We start from the raw sequence: 17,739 nt of genomic DNA, 5'->3' as shown, positions 1-17,739 counted from the left end.
ATACGAAAAATTTCCTGAGTTTCAATAATTGAGGAACGAAAATTGAGAAAAACTCCTCATTCTATGGTGTGGCTCATCAGTTTTCGAATCAATTGGCGTGGAGTTATTTCGTGTGACGCAACCAAGACCTCTCTATTTAGCCTTGGCGAGATAGCCTTTTCTTGTTCTGATGGTGAGACCCTCCCTGGTCGCCTCAAGCTTCAGCTTTCGATACTCTCCTTCCCAGAAGACCCTCCTAGGAGAATAAGCGATGATATACTGATGCCTGAGCTCGTACTCGATCTGCGCGCATGCTTCCTTGAGTTCGTCCGGGTCCTCAACCCGGAAGAGCAGCCCGCCTGTCTCTTGAGAAAATCTGGAGAGGATATCCACCTTCACCGGAACAGGTTCCTTTTTGCCCACGACCTTTTCGGGAAGATCGGCAAAGGCTATAGTATAGATTGGAATGTCCACTGCCTTTGCCATCACGATGGCCTGATCTATAGTAAGCCGGCTGAAGTTGTCCTCACCGTCGGATATAAGGATGATGGCCTTTCTTCCCTTGCTATTGTGGTCGACCAGTTCGGGCGTCACCGCAACGGCGTCGTGCAGTGCCGTCTGTCCGTACGCATAGATCGGTTGCAGGACAGACAGAAATTTCTCCTTGTCTTCGGTGAAATCAAGGACAAGCTCGGATTGACCATCGGCAAAGATATAAAGAGCGAATCGATCGTCCTTCCTCAAAGTGTTAACAAAGTACCTGATGGCTTCTTTGGCCTCTTCGATCCTGTCCAGGAGTCTCATGCTTCCGCTGACATCGAGGAGGAAGGCGACGCTGATCGGCTCATCGGTATCCACGATGAAATGGGTGATCTTCTGCGGCATGTAATCTTCAAAGAGCTTGAACTCCTCCTTTTTGAGGTTTGTCACGATCCTGCCCTTCTTATCCTTCACAATGGCCCGGAGAGTGACGAGCCTAACATCAGCCTTTTCCACATATCCCGTTTGGATAGTCTCTGTGTTTGCTTTCCTTTTATCCTGTGTTGGCTCGGAAGCACCAATCAGAAAGAAAGCAGCCATCAAGGCCGCAACAAGCAAAATTCCAAGCAGAAGTTTTTCTTTTCTTTTCATTTCGCTATTCTTCTCCATCAAGCGTTGATCTTCTCTCATACATGGATTCAATTATATCCTTGTATCGATCGTAAATGACGTTCCTCCTCACCTTCAGAGTAGGAGTCAGCTCACCCCTGTCTATTGTAAACTCTTCTCCCAGAAGGATAAACTTTCTGATCTTCTCGTAGCTCGCCAGTGATCTGGTCACGTTGAATATCTCTTTTCTAAAGAGGTCGATGAGCTTTTCATCATTGATGACCCGACCCGATCTCTCCAAGCTGATTCCCAACCGGGACGCTTCGTTTCCGAGCCTCTTGAAATCTGGAACGATCAGGGCAGAAATATAACTCCTGGAATCGCCAAAGACAACCACATTGTTGATCAGAGGCGAATTTTTCAGAAAGCCCTCGATACGCTGAGGGGCAATGTTCTTTCCGGAGGATGTCACGATGATGTCTTTTTTCCTCTCCCCGATGGTGAGGAAGCCATCCTCAATATATCCCGTGTCTCCTGTTTTGAACCAGCCTTCCTGAAATGCTTCGTCTGTGGCCTTCTCATTCCCGTAGTAACCCTTCATGACATTGGGGCCCCTGACCAGAATTTCCCCATCTTCTGATATCCTTACTTTGATTCTTTTCAGGATTCGGCCGACAGTTCCAAACCTCAGTGCTTCTGGAGCATTGATGGAAATAACCGGAGAGGTTTCAGTCAGCCCGTATCCCTCATAGATAGGCACTCCCAGAGCGAAGAAAAACATACCCAGCTCTGGTGAAAGGGGGGCACCTCCCGATATGAAGAATCGAAACCTCCCCCCGAGAGACCTGTGCAATTTTCTGAATGCCAGCCCACTGAAGATTGCGTACGGCATTGAAAGATAAAACGGTGGCCTCATTTTCTCAAGAAGGAACCTCCCTCTCGACGTCCCGATCTTCAGGCCCCATCCAAAGAGGACTCTCTTCAGGAAGAAGGAAGCGTGAATCCTCGAGAGGATTTTCCCCTGCATAACTTCTAAGATGCGGGGGACGACAACGGCGACGGTAGGCCTTACTTCCTTGAAGTCACTCTGGAGAGTCTCGTAGGAGGTGGCAAAAGCGATAGTAGCTCCTCTGGAAAGATAGACATAGCTTGCCATCCTCTCCATAACGTGGCTCAGCGGCAAAAGGGAAAGCCCCACATCTTCGGAACCAAAGTTCACCAGCCCAATGATATCCTCAACGTTGGAAAGGAAATTCCGGTGGCTCAGCATCACTCCCTTTGGAACGCCCGTTGTTCCTGAGGTATAGATAATGCTGGCTATCTCGTCCGGATCGATGGCAGACCTCCTCTTCTCCAATTCAATATACAGGCTGCTACCAAGAGAGCTCCCTTCCTGATATGCTTTTTCGATAGACTGATATCCTGCCGAAGGATCGGCATCTTCGAAAAGTATGATCCATCGAAGCCGGGGGAGCGATTCAAGGATCGATTTCATCTTCTTCACGTCTCTGGAACCGGCCAGGAAGAGTCCCGTTGCTTCGCTGTTTTCCAGAATGAAGTGCACCTGGTCCGCCGGTAGGACCGCATGCAGCGGGACCGTGATCGCACCACAGCTCATAATGGCATGATCGGTGATTACCCATTCCGGGCAATTCTCCGCGAGAATTGCGATCCTGTCTCTCTGTTGAACTCCAAGGGAAAGAAGCTTCAGTGCAAGATCTTCCACCTTCTGACAGAACTCCTGAGAGGATATCCCTTTCCAGGCTTCACCCCTCTTGCTTATGAGAACGATTTTCTGACCGAAATCCCTTTGGAGTTTCAAGGGTATCTCTGCGAGTGTCTTCAGAGGACTTGCCCCCTTTCCGAATCTTCGTTTCGTGCATATAATAAACTTTTTTAAAAAATCAAGAAAGAGGACTTTGACGATGCCGCATCTGCATTCTTGCAGCATCTATTGCGCTGGAGAGCTTCTTCAAGAGCTTTTTCCCTTGACAATTTTCGCAGATTAACTTATATAGATATATCTTTTTAACGGGCATAAGAACCATAGGCATTAAAGGAGATTATATTGAACAGTATAAAAATTTGTTTGGTCGCTTTTTCGTGGCTGGCTCTCTTCTTTTCCACCGCCTCCTTTGCCCAAGAAAAGAAACCATTCCCTGCCTATCTGGAATTTAGCTTCGGTCAGGGTGAGAACGCCGGTGTTTGGCCTTATGAGGTCACTGATACCTACGATACTAATATATCCTTTAAAGGGGTGGGAGCATCCACGAGCGATACAGAAATCGAAGAGATTTCACTGCAGATGGTCACGCTGGGATGGAAGTTTCCGAGAGATAAAGGAAAGATCATTGCCTCGTACTACGATTTTAAGGAGAATAACAGCGACACCGTCATCAATCACTCACTCATTATCAGCGATCAACTGGTCCCCGATGAATGGTATGATCCAAACTGGGATTATGATTATTCCGATGGAGTCGCCAATTATCTCATCAAGATGATAGATGATGATCTTGGAATGGAGACGAGGGTTGTCGATGCCGCCTTTTCTAAAGATTTTGGTAAAACGAGGAAAATCAGTGGATCGTGGAATACTGGATTGAGATGGATGAAGCATGAACAAACGGTTCCCATAGGATATTATTTTCCATATATCAGCCCTGATAGCCCCGACTCCTACATTCCCATCTTCAGCCCGACGCCTCTCCTGCTCAACCAGGAAAGTTCATCCGTCGGGATCAAGGGTGGAATTAAGCTTCTATACCACCTCTTTCGTAAGAGACTGGTTCTCTCCGCGGCTCTTGATGTATCCATGACCGTTGGCGAGAACGATCTTCCAACCCATTACATCACACGGATTAGAGATTCTTACGATGAGTCCTACAACATCATACGGACTTACGAGGATTTTCCATTTTCGGAAAAGCGTGACAAGACCTACTGGTTCGACATGGTCGACCTCAACGCAAAGGTCAGAATCGTCCAGGAGCTATATCTCTTTGTGGGTTATAAACTGGCTCACTTCCGCGATGTTTTTCTCAACCCGAATCTGATAGTACTTCCCACTCCGAAAGAAAATGCTCCATATGGTCTTTTCGTCTCTTATGTGTTAGATGATATTTCCTATGGAGTTCCTTACATCGGATTGTCTTACCAGTTCTGAGGCAAGGGGAATCGAGACAAGAGATCAAAAGCCGATGCTCATCATAGCTTACCTGCAGCATCGGCTTCCCGTGATGAGCGTCAACTTAGAATTTATAACCGATGCCGAAGTATAGCCCTGCGAAGTTCAGGTCCGGCTGGTTGTTCGTTGCAGCATCCCAGTTAGCATAGAGATCGACTCCAGCACCCGAATACCAATCCTTATCAGGAGCGAATCTCATCCGGTAGATGACGTTCTCCATCTTCGTGAATCTGTAGCCTATGAAGAGATTCAGCTTCTGTGCGATTGCCAGCTTGAAACCAGCATCGAAGTCATAGATGAGGAAGTTCTCATCCCTGTCTTCTCTCGACAATCTGAAAAGGAAGGGGCCCCACTCATCGCCGGCTTCCGGATCCCAGGCCTCCAGATCATTGTGGGAGATGTAGGTGGAATCAATCTTTCCCGGGATGAAAGAGACATCAAGGCCGCCATACATGGAAAAATAATTCGAGAAAGAGTAGCCTCCGGAGATCCCGACCCTGGGGCCTACCCCATCGGATGAAATAGTCTCCGAAACGACATCGAGAAGCACCTTTGCATCGGCTACCATCGGGTCGCCCAGATAATCCGTCTCGAAAGAATGCTCATATTTGAAACTTCTCAAACCGATTCTCCAGCTTCCGCTAAATTTCTGATCGAAGGAGAAGTTCCTGGAAAAATCAAGATCGATGAGGGTCGTCTCGATGCTGGCCATGCTGTCGACGGCATCGGCTCTTCCCGTGTCATAGAAAAAATCTGGATCGTAGAAGCCCTGACCGGAGTAATAGGGATGCACAAGAAGCTCGCCGATTATGTAACTGCGAGGATCGCCCGACCTGGAGAGAGAGGACCCTTCATCGTAATTCCAGTAGGAGACCATCAGGCTGCCGAGGTCCTCGCCGAAATCCCAGCCCATGGTCGCCCTTTCGGAAAATTTGCTTTCAAATGTGACATCCAGGACATCCCCGCCGCCGCGGGCATTGGCATCAATGACCCAGTCCTCATTCAACGTGGCGACATCGAAGCCCATTCCGGTGGGAGTAACCCACCATCCTTCGACCCTGAACGAAAACCCACCTTTGTCTTCCCTGTATCCGTACTGTGCCGTTGCCGAGGACAGAAAAGCTAAGCAGAGAAGAGCAAGCACCAACCATTTGGCAATCATCTTTTTCCTCATAGCCACCTCTCCTTCCATGAAAAAATTCCGGATTCAGTTAAAAAATCGCTGCCGGCTACCCGCTTATGGAGGAATGATCCTGGATGCCATCGGAAGCATCTTCGGCATTCGGCTGTTCATCTTCGGAAGTCGATATCTGCCAGTTGATTGCCTTGCATTCTTCGAGAAATTCACACCACCGGCATTCCTCCATCTTCTTCGAATCCTTGATGATTTTCCCGAAACATTCCTTCATATCGAACGATGATATTACATCAAGGTTTCATAAATATCAACGCATGACATTTGAAAATTTGGCTATTCTTATTTATACTTGAACTTCCACAGGCCATTTATGAGAAAAGCGCTCCTCATATTCTTATTCTTTCTAACCTTGTCCCTCACCTCTTCAAGCAATATGAATACCGCCGATGTGAAAAGTCAGATGAGATTCGGAGCCGAAATGGCCCGGAAAGGGAACTGGAGGGAAGCCATCTATCGCTGGGAAAAGGCCCTCGCATTAGAGCCTGAGAACTACCGGCTGCACAACAACCTAGCCGTCGCATGTGAAGCCCTTGGAAGATACGAGGAAGCGGAAAAGGAATACAGCAAAGCCCTGAGCCTGGGGAAAAATGACAAGATTGTGAAACAAAATTACAACCTCTTCATGAAATTCTATGCAGATTTTAAAACGACGGGAAAAGGATCTCATGAAAAAATGTCTCACGATGCTTCTCCCCCTGATGCTTTTCATCCTGACCCTGGCAATTAGTCCTTCTCTTGGAGAAGCCATCAAAGTCCAGGTGAAGATTCCGGTACCTCCGAAGATAAGCACGGATGGAGTCAAGAAGATACTCGTGGCCAGTTTCATCACCGGCACAAACATCGATTTCGACGTCAACCGTGAGATCGTCCGGCTCCTGAAGAGCGAGCTCCGGAAGAAGGGGAACTTCACAATCCTGGATGTACCACCGCCGAGCCTCCCCGAGCAGACTGTTGAGGAGATCAAGAACAATTACCAGTTCTGGAAGCACCTCGGAGAGGAGTACGATGCCAATCTCATCCTGTCAGGAACTATCGACTTTCATTCGGTCAACCGCTCCGGCTTCGTGAACAGAGACGACATCAACACTGTCACGGGGCAGAAGGTGCGGCGGACCGTTTACGCGGAGAGAGAGGAGTTCAAGATGGAATTCTCTCTCTTCTTCTTTAGAGGTTTGAACGGCGCCTTCCTCTATGAGGACAATTTCTCCGACAGCGCGATCTTCGAGGGGACATCGAACGATGCCCTTCAGGTCTTCTATGACTTCAACGACCGTATCAAAGATGAGATCGCGGGAATCGTCACACCTCAATCAAGGGAGGAGCAGCGATTTATCTTCTTCGAATGAACCGGGAGGTTCCCATGAAATCATGGTGGAGATCCTTGCTTTTCATGTCGGTCTTTGTTTTCATCTCTCTTGTTTTTCCAGATCCGATCCTCTCCTTTTACAAGAACAAGATCACCTATCAGAAGTTCGAATGGCATTACTACTCTTCCCCTCACTTCGACGTCTACTACTACCCGGAAGAAGAGGAGTTTCTTCAGGAGATGGTAGGCTACGCGGAGAGCGCCTACTTGCAGTTGAGCAAAAACCTCGACCACGAGATCAATTTCAAGATTCCCCTTATCTACTATAAGACTCATGCCGAATTCGAGCAGACCAACGTGATGATGCAGGAGATCCCGGAAGCAGTAGGAGCCTTTGCCGAACCGTTCCAGAACCGGGTCGTCATCCCGATCGATACGCCCAGAGACAGGATGTTTAAGGTCCTGACGCATGAGATAGTCCACATATTCGAATTCAGCATCTTTTACGAGGGGAACCTGGGGCGCGCCATCCGGTCCCAGCCTCCCCTCTGGCTCTTCGAAGGCCTGGCAAGCTACCTCGCGCAGGATGAAGACAACATGGACCGGATGATCATCCGGGATGCCGTCGTCAACAACATCATCCCGGAGATCGAAAAACTGAATGTCTTATCATTCCTGACTTACCGCTTCGGACACGCCATCTTCGACTTCATGGAGAAGAGCTTCGGGAAAGAGGGAGTGAGGACCTTCCTGTACGAATACAAGAAGGTCTTGCTCACCAACAACATTCAGAAGGCAATAAAAGAGTCCTTCGGGTTGGAGATGGACGAATTCAACAGGAGATTCCAGAAGTATCTGAGACAGAAATATTTCCCCATCCTTCTTGAAAAAAATGAACCAGGAGAGTACGGAAAAGAAATCGGTTTCAAGAAGCCCCAGGTTTTTACCTTCTCACCAACGATCTCTCCTTCCGGTGAGCTTGTCGCTGCCCTTGCCAACCCGAAAGAGGAACTCGATGTCGTCGTCATCTCTGCCAACGACGGCTCCCTCGTAAGGAATCTAACCAGGGGATTCACAAACAATTATGAGTACATCACCACGGAGGCGTTCTCGGGCAAGAAGGACCTTTCCTGGTCGCCGAAGGGAGACCTCGTTTCCTTTTTCGTCAGGAAGGAGAATTACCGTCCGCTGCTCGTCTACGATGCTCTGACTGGAGAGAAGGTTCACAACCTGAAGCTCGAAGTCGATATGGGGGCTTCCCCCTCTTTCTCTCCGGAGGGGAACCGGATTCTGTTCAGCGGGAACAGGAATGGGGTCTGGGATATCTTCCAGATCGATCTCGATACCAAAGAGACCAAGAATATCACCGATGATGAGTACTATGATTCGAATCCCTCCTACTCCAGTGATGGCAGGAAGATCCTCTACAACCGGAGAGTCGGAGAGAACGAGAAAATCTTTCTCCTTGACATGGACGACCCGACGAGAAAGACTCAACTGACAATCGGGCCGGGGAATGACATCCAGCCATCCTTCTCCAGGAACGGAAAACTTGTTTTTTTCTCTTCGGATCGAACCGCGAACGGCATCTTCAACGTTTACTCTCTAAACCTCGATACGGGAGAGATGCAAAGGCACACCGACCTTCTTGGCGGCGCCTTCACGCCTGTCCAGATCGCCGACCAGGAGGGAAAGGAAGCGCTCACGTTCGCGGCTCTCTTCCGCGGGACGTTCCGTCTCTACAGGATGGAGATCAAGGAACCCGTGGAGATCATCCAGCAGGAAGAAAAGCCAAGCACCACCATTGAAGAAGAAATGTTCAAGCCACCTTTATCGCTCAGCCTCGATGAAGAGAAAAAGAGCCGATACAGGCGACTGAAGTGGGATGTTGAGGCTCCGGAGATAACGGTCGGCGTTGCAAACGATGGAAGCATCCTGAGTAATGCCGATGTCATCTTCACTGATCTCCTCGGGGACCACAGGATCCGAGCACGGTTCTATTCGATCCGGGATTTCTCCAATCTTGATGTTCTCTATCTTAATCTGAAGCATCGGTTCGACTATGCCTTCCGTGTCTTTGATTTCCATGATTTCTTTGTCCTGTCGGATTACACTGGGTTGTACCGGGTCGAGTCCCGCGTATCTGCCGCTCATGGAATCATCCAGTGGCCCTTCAACCGATACTACCGCGTGGAAGGGTTCGGCGGCGTCATCTACCGAAGTCAGATCTACCCCACCCGGGATCCCATGACTGACGAAGTCAATCTGAACAAGTTCTCGGAGACTTTCCCCATAGTCGGATTCAGCTTCAATGGAGACACGACCCGCTTCAAGGAATTCGGCGCTTATCACGGGAAGCGATTCGAGGTCTCCGCAACATATGCGCCTGCGATGGGAGATGCGCGTTCCTTTAAAGAATATTCCATCGATTTCAGGAGCTATGCCCACATCACCTCACGCTCGCTTTTTGCCTGGCGCCTTGCCGGAATAGTCAGCGATGGGGATGGAGCAAACGTTTATGGAGTGGGGGGGTTGAACCAGATCCGGGGTTACGATTTCAGGGAGTTCTTTGGAACAAGAATCGCTTTCACAAATTTTGAGTTTAGATTTCCCCTCATCGATGAGCTGAAATTCCCCTTTGGAGCGATCCGATCCATCCGTGGCGTCGTCTTCGCCGACATCGGAACCGCCTGGTTCAAGGACGGCTGGATCTACGATCATGAAACGTTCATGTACAGAAAGTTCGATTTTTACGATAGCGAGGAGAAGAGGCTTGTAGATGGTCATGCTTCCTACGGACTGGGGTTCAATTTCTTCTTCCTGGGCCCACTGCAGTTTAACTGGATGTTCTCCAAGAGGACGGATATCAAATCGTCGGAGTCGGGTTTCCGCACCGATTTCTACATCGCATACGAATTCTAACTGATCGTGGTCTTGTTCATAGCATCCTGACGCAGCATAAGCTCAATATTCCTGAAAACTACAATAATTGAGGAATGAAAATTCAGGAATCTTTCATGTTATCAGATGGTGAGGAAGCGGCGAATGGAGAGAAAGCTTCCCGCCAGCCCGATGGCCATTCCAGACACAACGACGAGCAGAAACTGGGGAAGGGTGATGAATGTGGATGTAAAGAACCCCAGGAGGATGCTGTAGCTCTCTCTGGAGTAAGCGATGAAGAACCAGTATGTTCCATAAAGAGCAGCTACTGATAGGAAGGCGGCAATCAATCCCTGAAGAACTCCCTCGGCAAGGAAGGGTCCCCTGATGAAGCTATTGGTCGCTCCCACCAGTCGCATGATCTCTATCTCATCCCTGCGGGAATAGACGTTGAGCCTGATGACACTTGATATGGTAAAGGCAGCCGCGAAATAGAGGATTCCTCCGAGGAGGATGCCTCCGCCCTTCATAAGATTCAGATAGGAACCCAGTTTCTTTATCCATTCCCTGTCGCACTGTATGTCCTCGATACCATCTAACCGGGAGAACTTCCTGATAAAACTGGATATTGTGTCCTCGGAGTTCCCGGTCTCTGACAAGGCAACCTCGAAAGAAGCCGGTATGGGATTGTCTTCAAGTTCCTCGGGAATATCCTTCAGGTCAGGGAAATCCTTTTTGAACCTCTGCAGGGCTTCAGGCTTTGGGATGAACTGAAATGATTTTACGATACCATCCTCTTCCAGCAAGAGAGCGATCTCTTCCCTCTCGGAATCCGAGATATCGTCCTTCAGATAGATGTCGATCTGCGCTTTTTCCGAGAGAGCGTTGAAGAAGAGTGTGGCGTTCGCCATGAGTAGGAGAAAGATCCCTATTATATAAAGGGAGATGGCGATGGTGGCGATCGAGATGGAATTTACACCTTTCGCATACCATAGGTTGTAAATGGACTCAGAAATAAAGTACTTCAAGTTCTCGAGATATTTCAAATTGCAACCTTTCTATCCTCGAGGATCCGTCCCTTCTCGATCAGAATGGCACGCTTGTTCATCCGCCGGACCAGGTCTCTGTCATGCGTAGCCACGATGATCGTAGTTCCCCGCGCATTGATATCTTTGAATAGCTGCATGATCTCCAGGGCAAGGTCTGGATCGAGATTCCCGGTCGGTTCATCGGCAAGGAGGATCATGGGCTCATTGGCGATGGCCCGCGCTATGGCAACTCTCTGTTGTTCCCCGCCCGATAGCATCTTGGGATACTGATGAAGGCGATGATTGAGCCCGACGATACGCAGCGCGTTATAAGCCTTCCTCCTCATCTCCTTGCTCGATATCCCCAGTATTCTCAAGACATAGGAGACATTATCCAGGACGTCCTTTCTTTCGATGAGCTTGAAGTCCTGAAAGACTACCCCGATGGTCCTTCGAATGTACGGGATCCTGGAGTCAGGGATGGCGGTCACATTTTTCCCGTCAACCAGGATCTGCCCTTCCGTGGGAGTTTCCCCTCTGAAGATCAATCGCAGAAGCGTCGTCTTTCCTGCCCCGCTCGGACCAGTGATGAAGACGAACTCCCCTTTCTCCACGGAGAAGGTTACATCGTTGAGCGCGCCGATGTGTGGTCCGTATCTCTTGGAAACATGATGAAAGCTAATCATTCAAAGCTCGTCTCATGAATTCCATTTTCAGAAGTGAAGGGAGAGTTTAGCCGTAAGCGAATCGACGCCCCCGCCCCTGTCATACTCTGCCACGATGGCCACGATCCCAAACGTAAATCTGGCGCCGGCAAAGTATCTTCCCATGATGAACGATTCATCGAGAGGCACCGCTGGCGTGAACGGAAGATCAGCCGCTTCCGAGCGAACGGAGAGAAGACCTGCACCTGCATAGGGAGTGAAGAAGGTAAATCCCTTGCTTATGGAGAGATCGATCCCTTTGGTGTTCATTTCAAGATGATCCACCCCGTTCAACCTCGTGTATGCGGCTCTCGCGGCGAGTGCCGGAGTGACGGTTCCCCCTTTCAGGAAAGCCCATTTCACTTCCGCCCCCTGAATCTTCACATTGCTGTCCGGAACCATTGCGTAAAATGCGCCAATATCTATCTGCTTCGGCAGACCAACGCGGACCTGCAGAGCCGGCACTATAAGATAAGAGGAGACGTCCGTCTCCTGAGTGGCAGAGCTCCAGTAATCTGAATCTTCTGTGATATTGATCCCGCGGACTTGAATAGAGATATCGACGCCGGGAACGCCGAGACCCTCTGCAGGAGCAAGGGGGAAGTAGCTGATGGCAAATCCTATTTCTTCGCTCAACTTCCTGAAACCATCTTCCGTGAAATCCTCCGTGATCTCGATGTCAACGCCTGCAAGTGCGGACGAAACACCAAGAATTAAAATGAGAGCAAGATTCCATACGATCGATCTTTTCAAGGTCATCTCCTCCTTTTTCTCTCTATTACTTTCAGGGCAGCCTCTTCGATATCTTTCGGCATCAGATGAAAATGTGCTAATAGCTCCTCCGGCTTACCCGAAAAGCCAAACTGATCATGAACGCCGATCATCTCGATGGGAACAGGACATTCCTTCGACACGCGGGAGGCCACCAAGCTTCCAAGACCGCCGATGACGGAATGTTCTTCTGCGGTCACGATGCATCCAGTCTCCCTCGCTGCTTTTACGATCTCTTCTATATCGAGCGGTTTTATGGTGGAGACGTTGATGACCCGGGCGGAGATCCCATTCACCTTCAACAGCTCCGCTGCGAGAAGTGAGTGATATACCATGAGGCCCGTGCCAAGGAGTGAAACATCCTCGCCCTCCTGAAGGCGTCTTGCTTTTCCTATCTTGAAGTGGTAGCTCTCGTCGAAGAGGACCGGAAACTTCTCCCTTGAGAGGCGCATATAGACGGGACCGTCATGTTCTGCAATTGCCTTCACCGCCTTCTTTGTTTCCGCGGCATCGGCCGGACAGATGACGGTCATGTGGGGAAGCACGCTCATGAGCGCAAAATCTTCGCACCCCTGATGAGAGGCGCCATCCTCTCCGACTGTGATCCCTCCATGGCTTGCTACCAGTTTAACGTTATGATGCGAGAGACAAACCGATTGCCTGATCTGAATCCATGGAATGCCTGAAAGGAAAACGACGAACGAAGTTGCGAAGGGGATCAGCCCCGAAGCTGCCAGCCCGGCAGCCGTCGAAACCATGTCCTGTTCATGGAGCCCGAGCTGTATGAACCTATCTGGAAAAGTCTCTTTAAACCTGTGCGTCCTCGTCGATTCTGCCAGATCGGCATCGATGACGACGATCTTTTTGTTTTCCTTCCCCAGTTCGACAATAGCTTCACCAAAGGCGTCCCTCGTCCCCGCCATCTTCATCGTATTCGCACTGCCACTCATCCGCCGAGTTCCTCCAAAGCCTTGCGGAGCTGTTCATCGTCTGGAGCCTTGCCGTGAAACTCTACGTTGTTCTCCATAAAGGATACCCCCTTCCCTTTGACCGTCTTCGCAATGATGATGCTCGGTTGACCCTTTACGCTCTCCACTTCATTCAGGGCGTTCATGATGGAGTCAATATCATGTCCGTCGATGACGATGACGTTCCATCCAAAAGCCTTCCACTTGTCCGCCAGAGGTTCAAGCGCCATGATCATTTCGGTATTGCCGCCGATCTGGAGCATGTTCCTGTCAAGGATTGCGCAGAGATTATCGAGCCTGTAATGGGCAGCCGCCATGGCCGCTTCCCAGACCTGCCCCTCCTGAATCTCGCCATCCCCCATCAGGATGTAGACTCTCGCCGGGATCCCCTGGATCCTCAACCCATGAGCCAGTCCGTTGGCAACGGAGAGCCCCTGGCCCAACCCACCCGAGGAGATGTCGATGAAGGGAAGATAGGAACGTTCGGGATGCCCTTGAAGTTCCGATCCGAATTTTCTGAAGCTGATGAGCCTCTCTTCCGGGATGTATCCCGCTCTTGAAAGAATCGAATAGTAGGCGGGCGAAGCATGCCCCTTGGACATAATGAACCGATCTCTGCCATGCAGAGATAGATTCTTCGGATCATGTCTCATTTTCTTGAGGAAGAGGACGGTTAGAATGTCGATCGCTGACAGAGAGCCGCCCGGATGTCCGCTCCCCGCTTTATGCGTCATCCTGACGATATCAATCCGGCATTGCCGCGCGATTTCCTTGAGTTTCTGAATCTCTTCTTCGTGGAGTCTCATCTCCGGCATTTGCAATCACATCTCTCCTTTAAAATGTCACTAATTCTATACCGCAAGGGATTCCCTTTCAACCATAATTCTTGCACCTCCTACTATTGTTCCCAGTAATCTTCTTCCCAGCTTTTGAGAGTTTCTCGATTTCTCCTCTTCTTTCGCAGGTAGCCAAGAAGGAACAGGAGAGTGATACCGATCCAGAGGGTGATGGAAGAGGTGGCAATAGGGATCCACCTGTACCAGAGTGTTGTCCTGCTAATCCATCTCCTCTCGACACCTCTGAGATCTGCTCCGATGATGGCAGCAAAGGCAGAGTCGAAGTCGTTTCCTTTCTGCATCTCGGCAATCAGGAGCGAGATGGAATATTCTCCATAGTTCTCGGAAAGATAAGATAAAAATGAAAAGGATTCAACATAGGCCTTTTTTGCTTCATAGCGGTCTTCCGGGAAGCTTCCTCTGAGTGCATCCAGAGGTATGTATGTACCAGTGATAAGCGATGAAACGAGTTCGTAATGATCTCGCATCCCCCAGCGCCTGGCCTGGAGCATCGCCACTCCCTCGTCGAACCATCGGGGAACAAAGATCCCGCTCTCTTTCATCGAATGGTATAGATAGATATGGCTCAGTTCATGGGCAAAGACGGAAACGGCATCCATGTCGGGGTAGAACCCAAGCCTCTCAACGATTATTGCCATGAGCCTCTCCGACGGATAGGCTTTCCCAGCTGCCCAATCCGGTTCATATCCGATGGGAACCGACTTTCGGGACTCTTCCGATTCCGATAGAACGAGAAGCGTAACTTTCCCATCGAGCCTAATTCTAAAATCTTCCTCGAATCGGGGGAAGATCCCTGCCGAAGCACCCAGAATGATTGATGAGATCCTTCCCGATTTCGCCGTATCGAAGTAAATGTTCATGTACCGATTCTGCAACGCATTGAAAGATCTCAATTCCGGAGAGTTCTCTTCATGTTTCGAATAAGCCGGGATAGGAAAAATCAGGAAGAAGGCCGGGATGAGGATGCAAAAGATTCTGCCTGGCTTCATAAATCTGTAGAACCAACTCAACTCGACTTGCTGATGGATGCTTTTTCCATGACTTTCACAGGAACCTTGTTCATCGGAATTATAACATTCCCCTTTTCTCTTTCACCCAGAGAGATCTTCATTAAATTGCATCACTTCTCAGGTTACTGATGATCGTGCGATCGGCTTTTTCCATGCAAGAAGAACAATCGCCTGTTGGCTGCGTATATTAAGTCATAAAATGGAGGTTGAAAACTGCAATATTGAGTTTGATAAATTCGCATGTGAATGTTACCCTATAAGAACTAAAGAGATAGTGGAGATTTTCTAAAACAATTTTTATCAAGCGATCACCGGAATGGAGGAATGGCTATGGGATTCTTAAGATCAAGAGAAGTCGATCTTTTCAAACTGCTGATTTTCGTTATTCTAGTCTGTTCTGGAACTCTCACCTTTAATACTATCCTGGCGGATGAAGCGCAAGAAGCAGCAACGAAAGAGGGAATATTGAGCCTCATTGAAAAACTGAAAAAGATGGAAATCGATACTTTGAAAGTGGCCAGACTCGAGAATTTCTCCTTCAAGAAAGATAGAGTTGAGTGGAAATTCGAATCGGGATACATCTGCCTGACCAAACCGATCCCTGAGATTCCCAGGGCGGGGGGAGCCTTCTTCATCGGTCAGGGAAGGATGATCTTCGAACCTCCTGGAAAGATAGAGAAGGAAGAGATCAAAAATTACACTGACAAGGAGACTTTCAACGAACCCTTCAAGGAACTCTTCATCCGATTCAACGATGATACCCGGCAGATTTTCGAGCCGCTGATGAAAGATGCCAGCAGTGATGAGGGGAAAAAGGCAGCGGAGAAGTTCAAGAATCGCCAGCAGGCTCTCTACGACCTCCTCTTCAACTTGGAGTTCCCGGCCATAGAGGACTATTACTCCGAAGTTCCAAGGAACGCTTACCTGTTTGCGGAAACAGAAGTCGAGAAGCTGGGACTCATCGGCTTCGTTTACTCCCCCGCGGGTGTCTTAGAAGGTGCTGAAGAGATAATGCTTATCAAGAGAAAAAAGCTGGGCTTCGGTGCAACTACCTTTGAAAATATAATCACGGCTTTCAACAAGAAAGAAGATTATGAAAAGGGGATAGACCTCGATCGAGAAGACATCAATCTCTATAATGTGACTCATTACGACATGGACTTCACAATTGAACCGGGAAACCTGATATTCAACGCAAAGGTCTCCATGCGTTTCACGCCCCTCGTGGATAAGCTGTCTGTCATCCAGATCCCACTTGGCGCGGACTTCGATCCGGACCGACACGACAAACAGATCCAGATCAATAAGATCACAGATGAAACAGGAAAAGATCTTCCCTTCATCTATAAGAACTTCACAGTCCTGATTCAACTTCCCGGAACGCTGAATAAAAATGATGTGGCCGTGCTGAATTTTGATTACAAGGGGGATTTTTTGAGACCCGATCCTCCAGTTTCTCCTCCCCCTGGATACAGGCTTGATCCTTCTCTGGAGTTTCTTCCTGAAGGGGAATCCACGTTCAGGCTGTTGAACACCTATCCCTGGTTCCCCCAGTACGGCTATCTGAAAAGGTACAGCTTCGATATGACTATCCGGGTTCCAAAGCCTTTCATTGCTATCGCTTCGGGAACAACCTTGAAGCGCTGGACGGAAGGGCCCTATAATTGCCTCCACACGAAGGAGGATAAGCCGGTCGCCCTCGCCAGTGTCCTCTTCGGCAAATACATAACGATCAAGGACGATTCGAAGAGGCCTGTCATATACGTCCATTCCCTCTTCAAGCAACAGAAACAGGCACAGGGCATTCTGGAGGAATCGAGAATTATCGTGACGGAATACGAAAAATATCTGGGTTCCTTCCCATACGATGAACTGGACATTGCCCAGATGGGTTTCGGCTATGGTTTCGGTCAGGCCCCTCCGGGGCTCGTTCAGCTAACCGGGGAAGCTTTCCTGGGAGACAACGAGTTGGAGGCCATTCCCTGGAGAATCGGTGGCAAGCCGGGTTTCCGTGCCGGATTCCTCTCTCACGAGATCGGTCACGAATGGTGGGGCCATGTTGTGAGCTGGAAGAACTATCACGAGCAGTGGCTCAGCGAGAGCTTCACCGAATACATGGCGGGGCTCTATCTGGAAGCTTCGAAGGGAACCAAAGAGTTCGAATATAAACTGAACAACTGGAAGGAAATGTCCTATATGCGAAAAAATATCGGTCCAATCTGGTTGGGCTACAGGGATCAGAATGGAGCCATGATCTCTCTCTACTTCAAAGGACCCTATGTCCTTCACATGCTCAGGATGGCCTTATGCAAGGTGTACGGACCGGAAGAAGGAAACAGGCTCTTCTTCGAAAGCTTGAAGAGATTCTGCGAACAGTTCCGCGACCAGAATACCGTCACAAAGGATTATCAGCAGATCCTGAGAGAGACAACCAAGGCGAACTGGGACTGGTTCTTCGATCAGTGGTTCCGCGAAGCAGGTTTTCCCGAATTAAAATATTCCTACATATCCAGGCAGACGGAAGATGGAAAGTATCTCGTCGAGGTCAAGATCAAGCAAACTGATAAGGAACATCTCAAGAGGATGCTCATCCCGATCTTCTTCCACTTTCCTGGAAATGAACTGGGCAGAAAAGATGTCCTGATGGAACAAACGGAAGAGGCTGTCTTCAGATTCAAGTACTCCAAGAATCCTGAGAATGTGACGATCGATGATGCCAAAGAGCTCCTTGCCGCTGCTTCCTGGGGTGAGTGATTTTCAGA

Annotated in this window: 15 protein-coding genes; 5 read left to right on the top strand and 10 right to left on the bottom strand. The window is 49.2% G+C overall.

The window, feature by feature from the left end:
- Positions 1 to 132: 132 nt before the first annotated feature.
- Both AB1756_03850 and AB1756_03845 read right to left on the bottom strand, forming a co-directional pair.
- Positions 133 to 1,110, bottom strand: a complete 978-nt coding sequence (locus tag AB1756_03850; protein ID MEW5806472.1) for a VWA domain-containing protein — start codon at positions 1,108 to 1,110, stop codon at positions 133 to 135.
- Between the two features lie 4 nt (positions 1,111 to 1,114).
- Positions 1,115 to 3,019 carry a long-chain fatty acid--CoA ligase gene (locus AB1756_03845; GenBank protein MEW5806471.1) on the bottom strand — a complete coding sequence of 635 codons (1,905 nt, stop codon included), beginning with the start codon at positions 3,017 to 3,019 and terminating at the stop codon, positions 1,115 to 1,117.
- Positions 3,020 to 3,136: 117 nt separating this feature from the next.
- On the opposite strand from AB1756_03845, the gene AB1756_03840 reads away from it, so the two are divergent.
- Positions 3,137 to 4,234, top strand: coding sequence for a hypothetical protein (locus AB1756_03840; protein MEW5806470.1), 1,098 nt, complete (start codon positions 3,137 to 3,139; stop codon positions 4,232 to 4,234).
- Positions 4,235 to 4,319: 85 nt separating this feature from the next.
- Here AB1756_03840 and AB1756_03835 read toward each other — a convergent pair whose 3' ends face one another.
- Together AB1756_03835 and AB1756_03830 are read right to left on the bottom strand one after the other, a co-directional pair.
- On the bottom strand, positions 4,320 to 5,429 hold the full coding sequence (locus tag AB1756_03835; protein MEW5806469.1) for an Lpg1974 family pore-forming outer membrane protein: 1,110 nt from the start codon (positions 5,427 to 5,429) through the stop codon (positions 4,320 to 4,322).
- 55 nt (positions 5,430 to 5,484) lie between these two features.
- Complete coding sequence (locus AB1756_03830; GenBank protein ID MEW5806468.1) at positions 5,485 to 5,664, bottom strand: hypothetical protein; 180 nt, start codon at positions 5,662 to 5,664, stop codon at positions 5,485 to 5,487.
- A gap of 177 nt (positions 5,665 to 5,841) precedes the next feature.
- On the opposite strand from AB1756_03830, the gene AB1756_03825 reads away from it, so the two are divergent.
- From AB1756_03825 to AB1756_03815, 3 genes are read left to right on the top strand one after another with little or no spacing between them, the layout of a single operon-like run.
- Positions 5,842 to 6,180 (top strand): DUF6340 family protein, encoded by a 339-nt coding sequence (locus AB1756_03825; protein MEW5806467.1) that lies wholly within the window; start codon positions 5,842 to 5,844, stop codon positions 6,178 to 6,180.
- A complete protein-coding gene (locus tag AB1756_03820; GenBank protein MEW5806466.1) occupies positions 6,119 to 6,799 on the top strand; it encodes a hypothetical protein in 681 nt (226 codons plus the stop codon). Before AB1756_03825 ends, AB1756_03820 begins: the two co-directional genes overlap by 62 nt.
- A 44-nt stretch (positions 6,800 to 6,843) precedes the next feature.
- Entirely contained in the window at positions 6,844 to 9,681 is a 2,838-nt protein-coding gene (locus AB1756_03815; GenBank protein MEW5806465.1) for a hypothetical protein, read from the top strand.
- 101 nt (positions 9,682 to 9,782) lie between these two features.
- Here the strand turns inward: AB1756_03815 and AB1756_03810 are convergent, their stop codons facing one another.
- The 6 genes from AB1756_03810 to AB1756_03785 form a co-directional block, all read right to left on the bottom strand.
- The gene (locus AB1756_03810; GenBank protein MEW5806464.1) at positions 9,783 to 10,685 is read right to left on the bottom strand and encodes a permease-like cell division protein FtsX; all 903 of its coding nucleotides are present in this window, start codon (positions 10,683 to 10,685) and stop codon (positions 9,783 to 9,785) included.
- Positions 10,682 to 11,353 carry a cell division ATP-binding protein FtsE gene (gene ftsE, locus AB1756_03805; protein MEW5806463.1) on the bottom strand — a complete coding sequence of 224 codons (672 nt, stop codon included), beginning with the start codon at positions 11,351 to 11,353 and terminating at the stop codon, positions 10,682 to 10,684. Before ftsE ends, AB1756_03810 begins: the two co-directional genes overlap by 4 nt.
- A 27-nt stretch (positions 11,354 to 11,380) precedes the next feature.
- Positions 11,381 to 12,130 carry a DUF6588 family protein gene (locus AB1756_03800; protein ID MEW5806462.1) on the bottom strand — a complete coding sequence of 250 codons (750 nt, stop codon included), beginning with the start codon at positions 12,128 to 12,130 and terminating at the stop codon, positions 11,381 to 11,383.
- Positions 12,127 to 13,092 carry a transketolase family protein gene (locus AB1756_03795; GenBank protein ID MEW5806461.1) on the bottom strand — a complete coding sequence of 322 codons (966 nt, stop codon included), beginning with the start codon at positions 13,090 to 13,092 and terminating at the stop codon, positions 12,127 to 12,129. Before AB1756_03795 ends, AB1756_03800 begins: the two co-directional genes overlap by 4 nt.
- Positions 13,089 to 13,925, bottom strand: a complete 837-nt coding sequence (locus AB1756_03790; GenBank protein ID MEW5806460.1) for a transketolase — start codon at positions 13,923 to 13,925, stop codon at positions 13,089 to 13,091. Before AB1756_03790 ends, AB1756_03795 begins: the two co-directional genes overlap by 4 nt.
- A gap of 83 nt (positions 13,926 to 14,008) precedes the next feature.
- Positions 14,009 to 14,956: a peptidase MA family metallohydrolase gene (locus AB1756_03785; protein ID MEW5806459.1), complete on the bottom strand. Its 948-nt coding sequence runs from the start codon at positions 14,954 to 14,956 to the stop codon at positions 14,009 to 14,011.
- A 351-nt stretch (positions 14,957 to 15,307) separates the two neighbouring features.
- Between AB1756_03785 and AB1756_03780 the strand changes: the two genes are divergently transcribed.
- Positions 15,308 to 17,731: a M1 family aminopeptidase gene (locus AB1756_03780; protein MEW5806458.1), complete on the top strand. Its 2,424-nt coding sequence runs from the start codon at positions 15,308 to 15,310 to the stop codon at positions 17,729 to 17,731.
- Positions 17,732 to 17,739 lie beyond the last annotated feature (8 nt).

It is taken from the genome of Acidobacteriota bacterium (assembly GCA_040752675.1).
Lineage (GTDB): Bacteria > Acidobacteriota > Polarisedimenticolia > JBFMGF01 > JBFMGF01 > JBFMGF01.
Note: the sequence above shows the minus strand (reverse complement) of the source record. Positions and strands in the feature narration are given on the sequence as shown.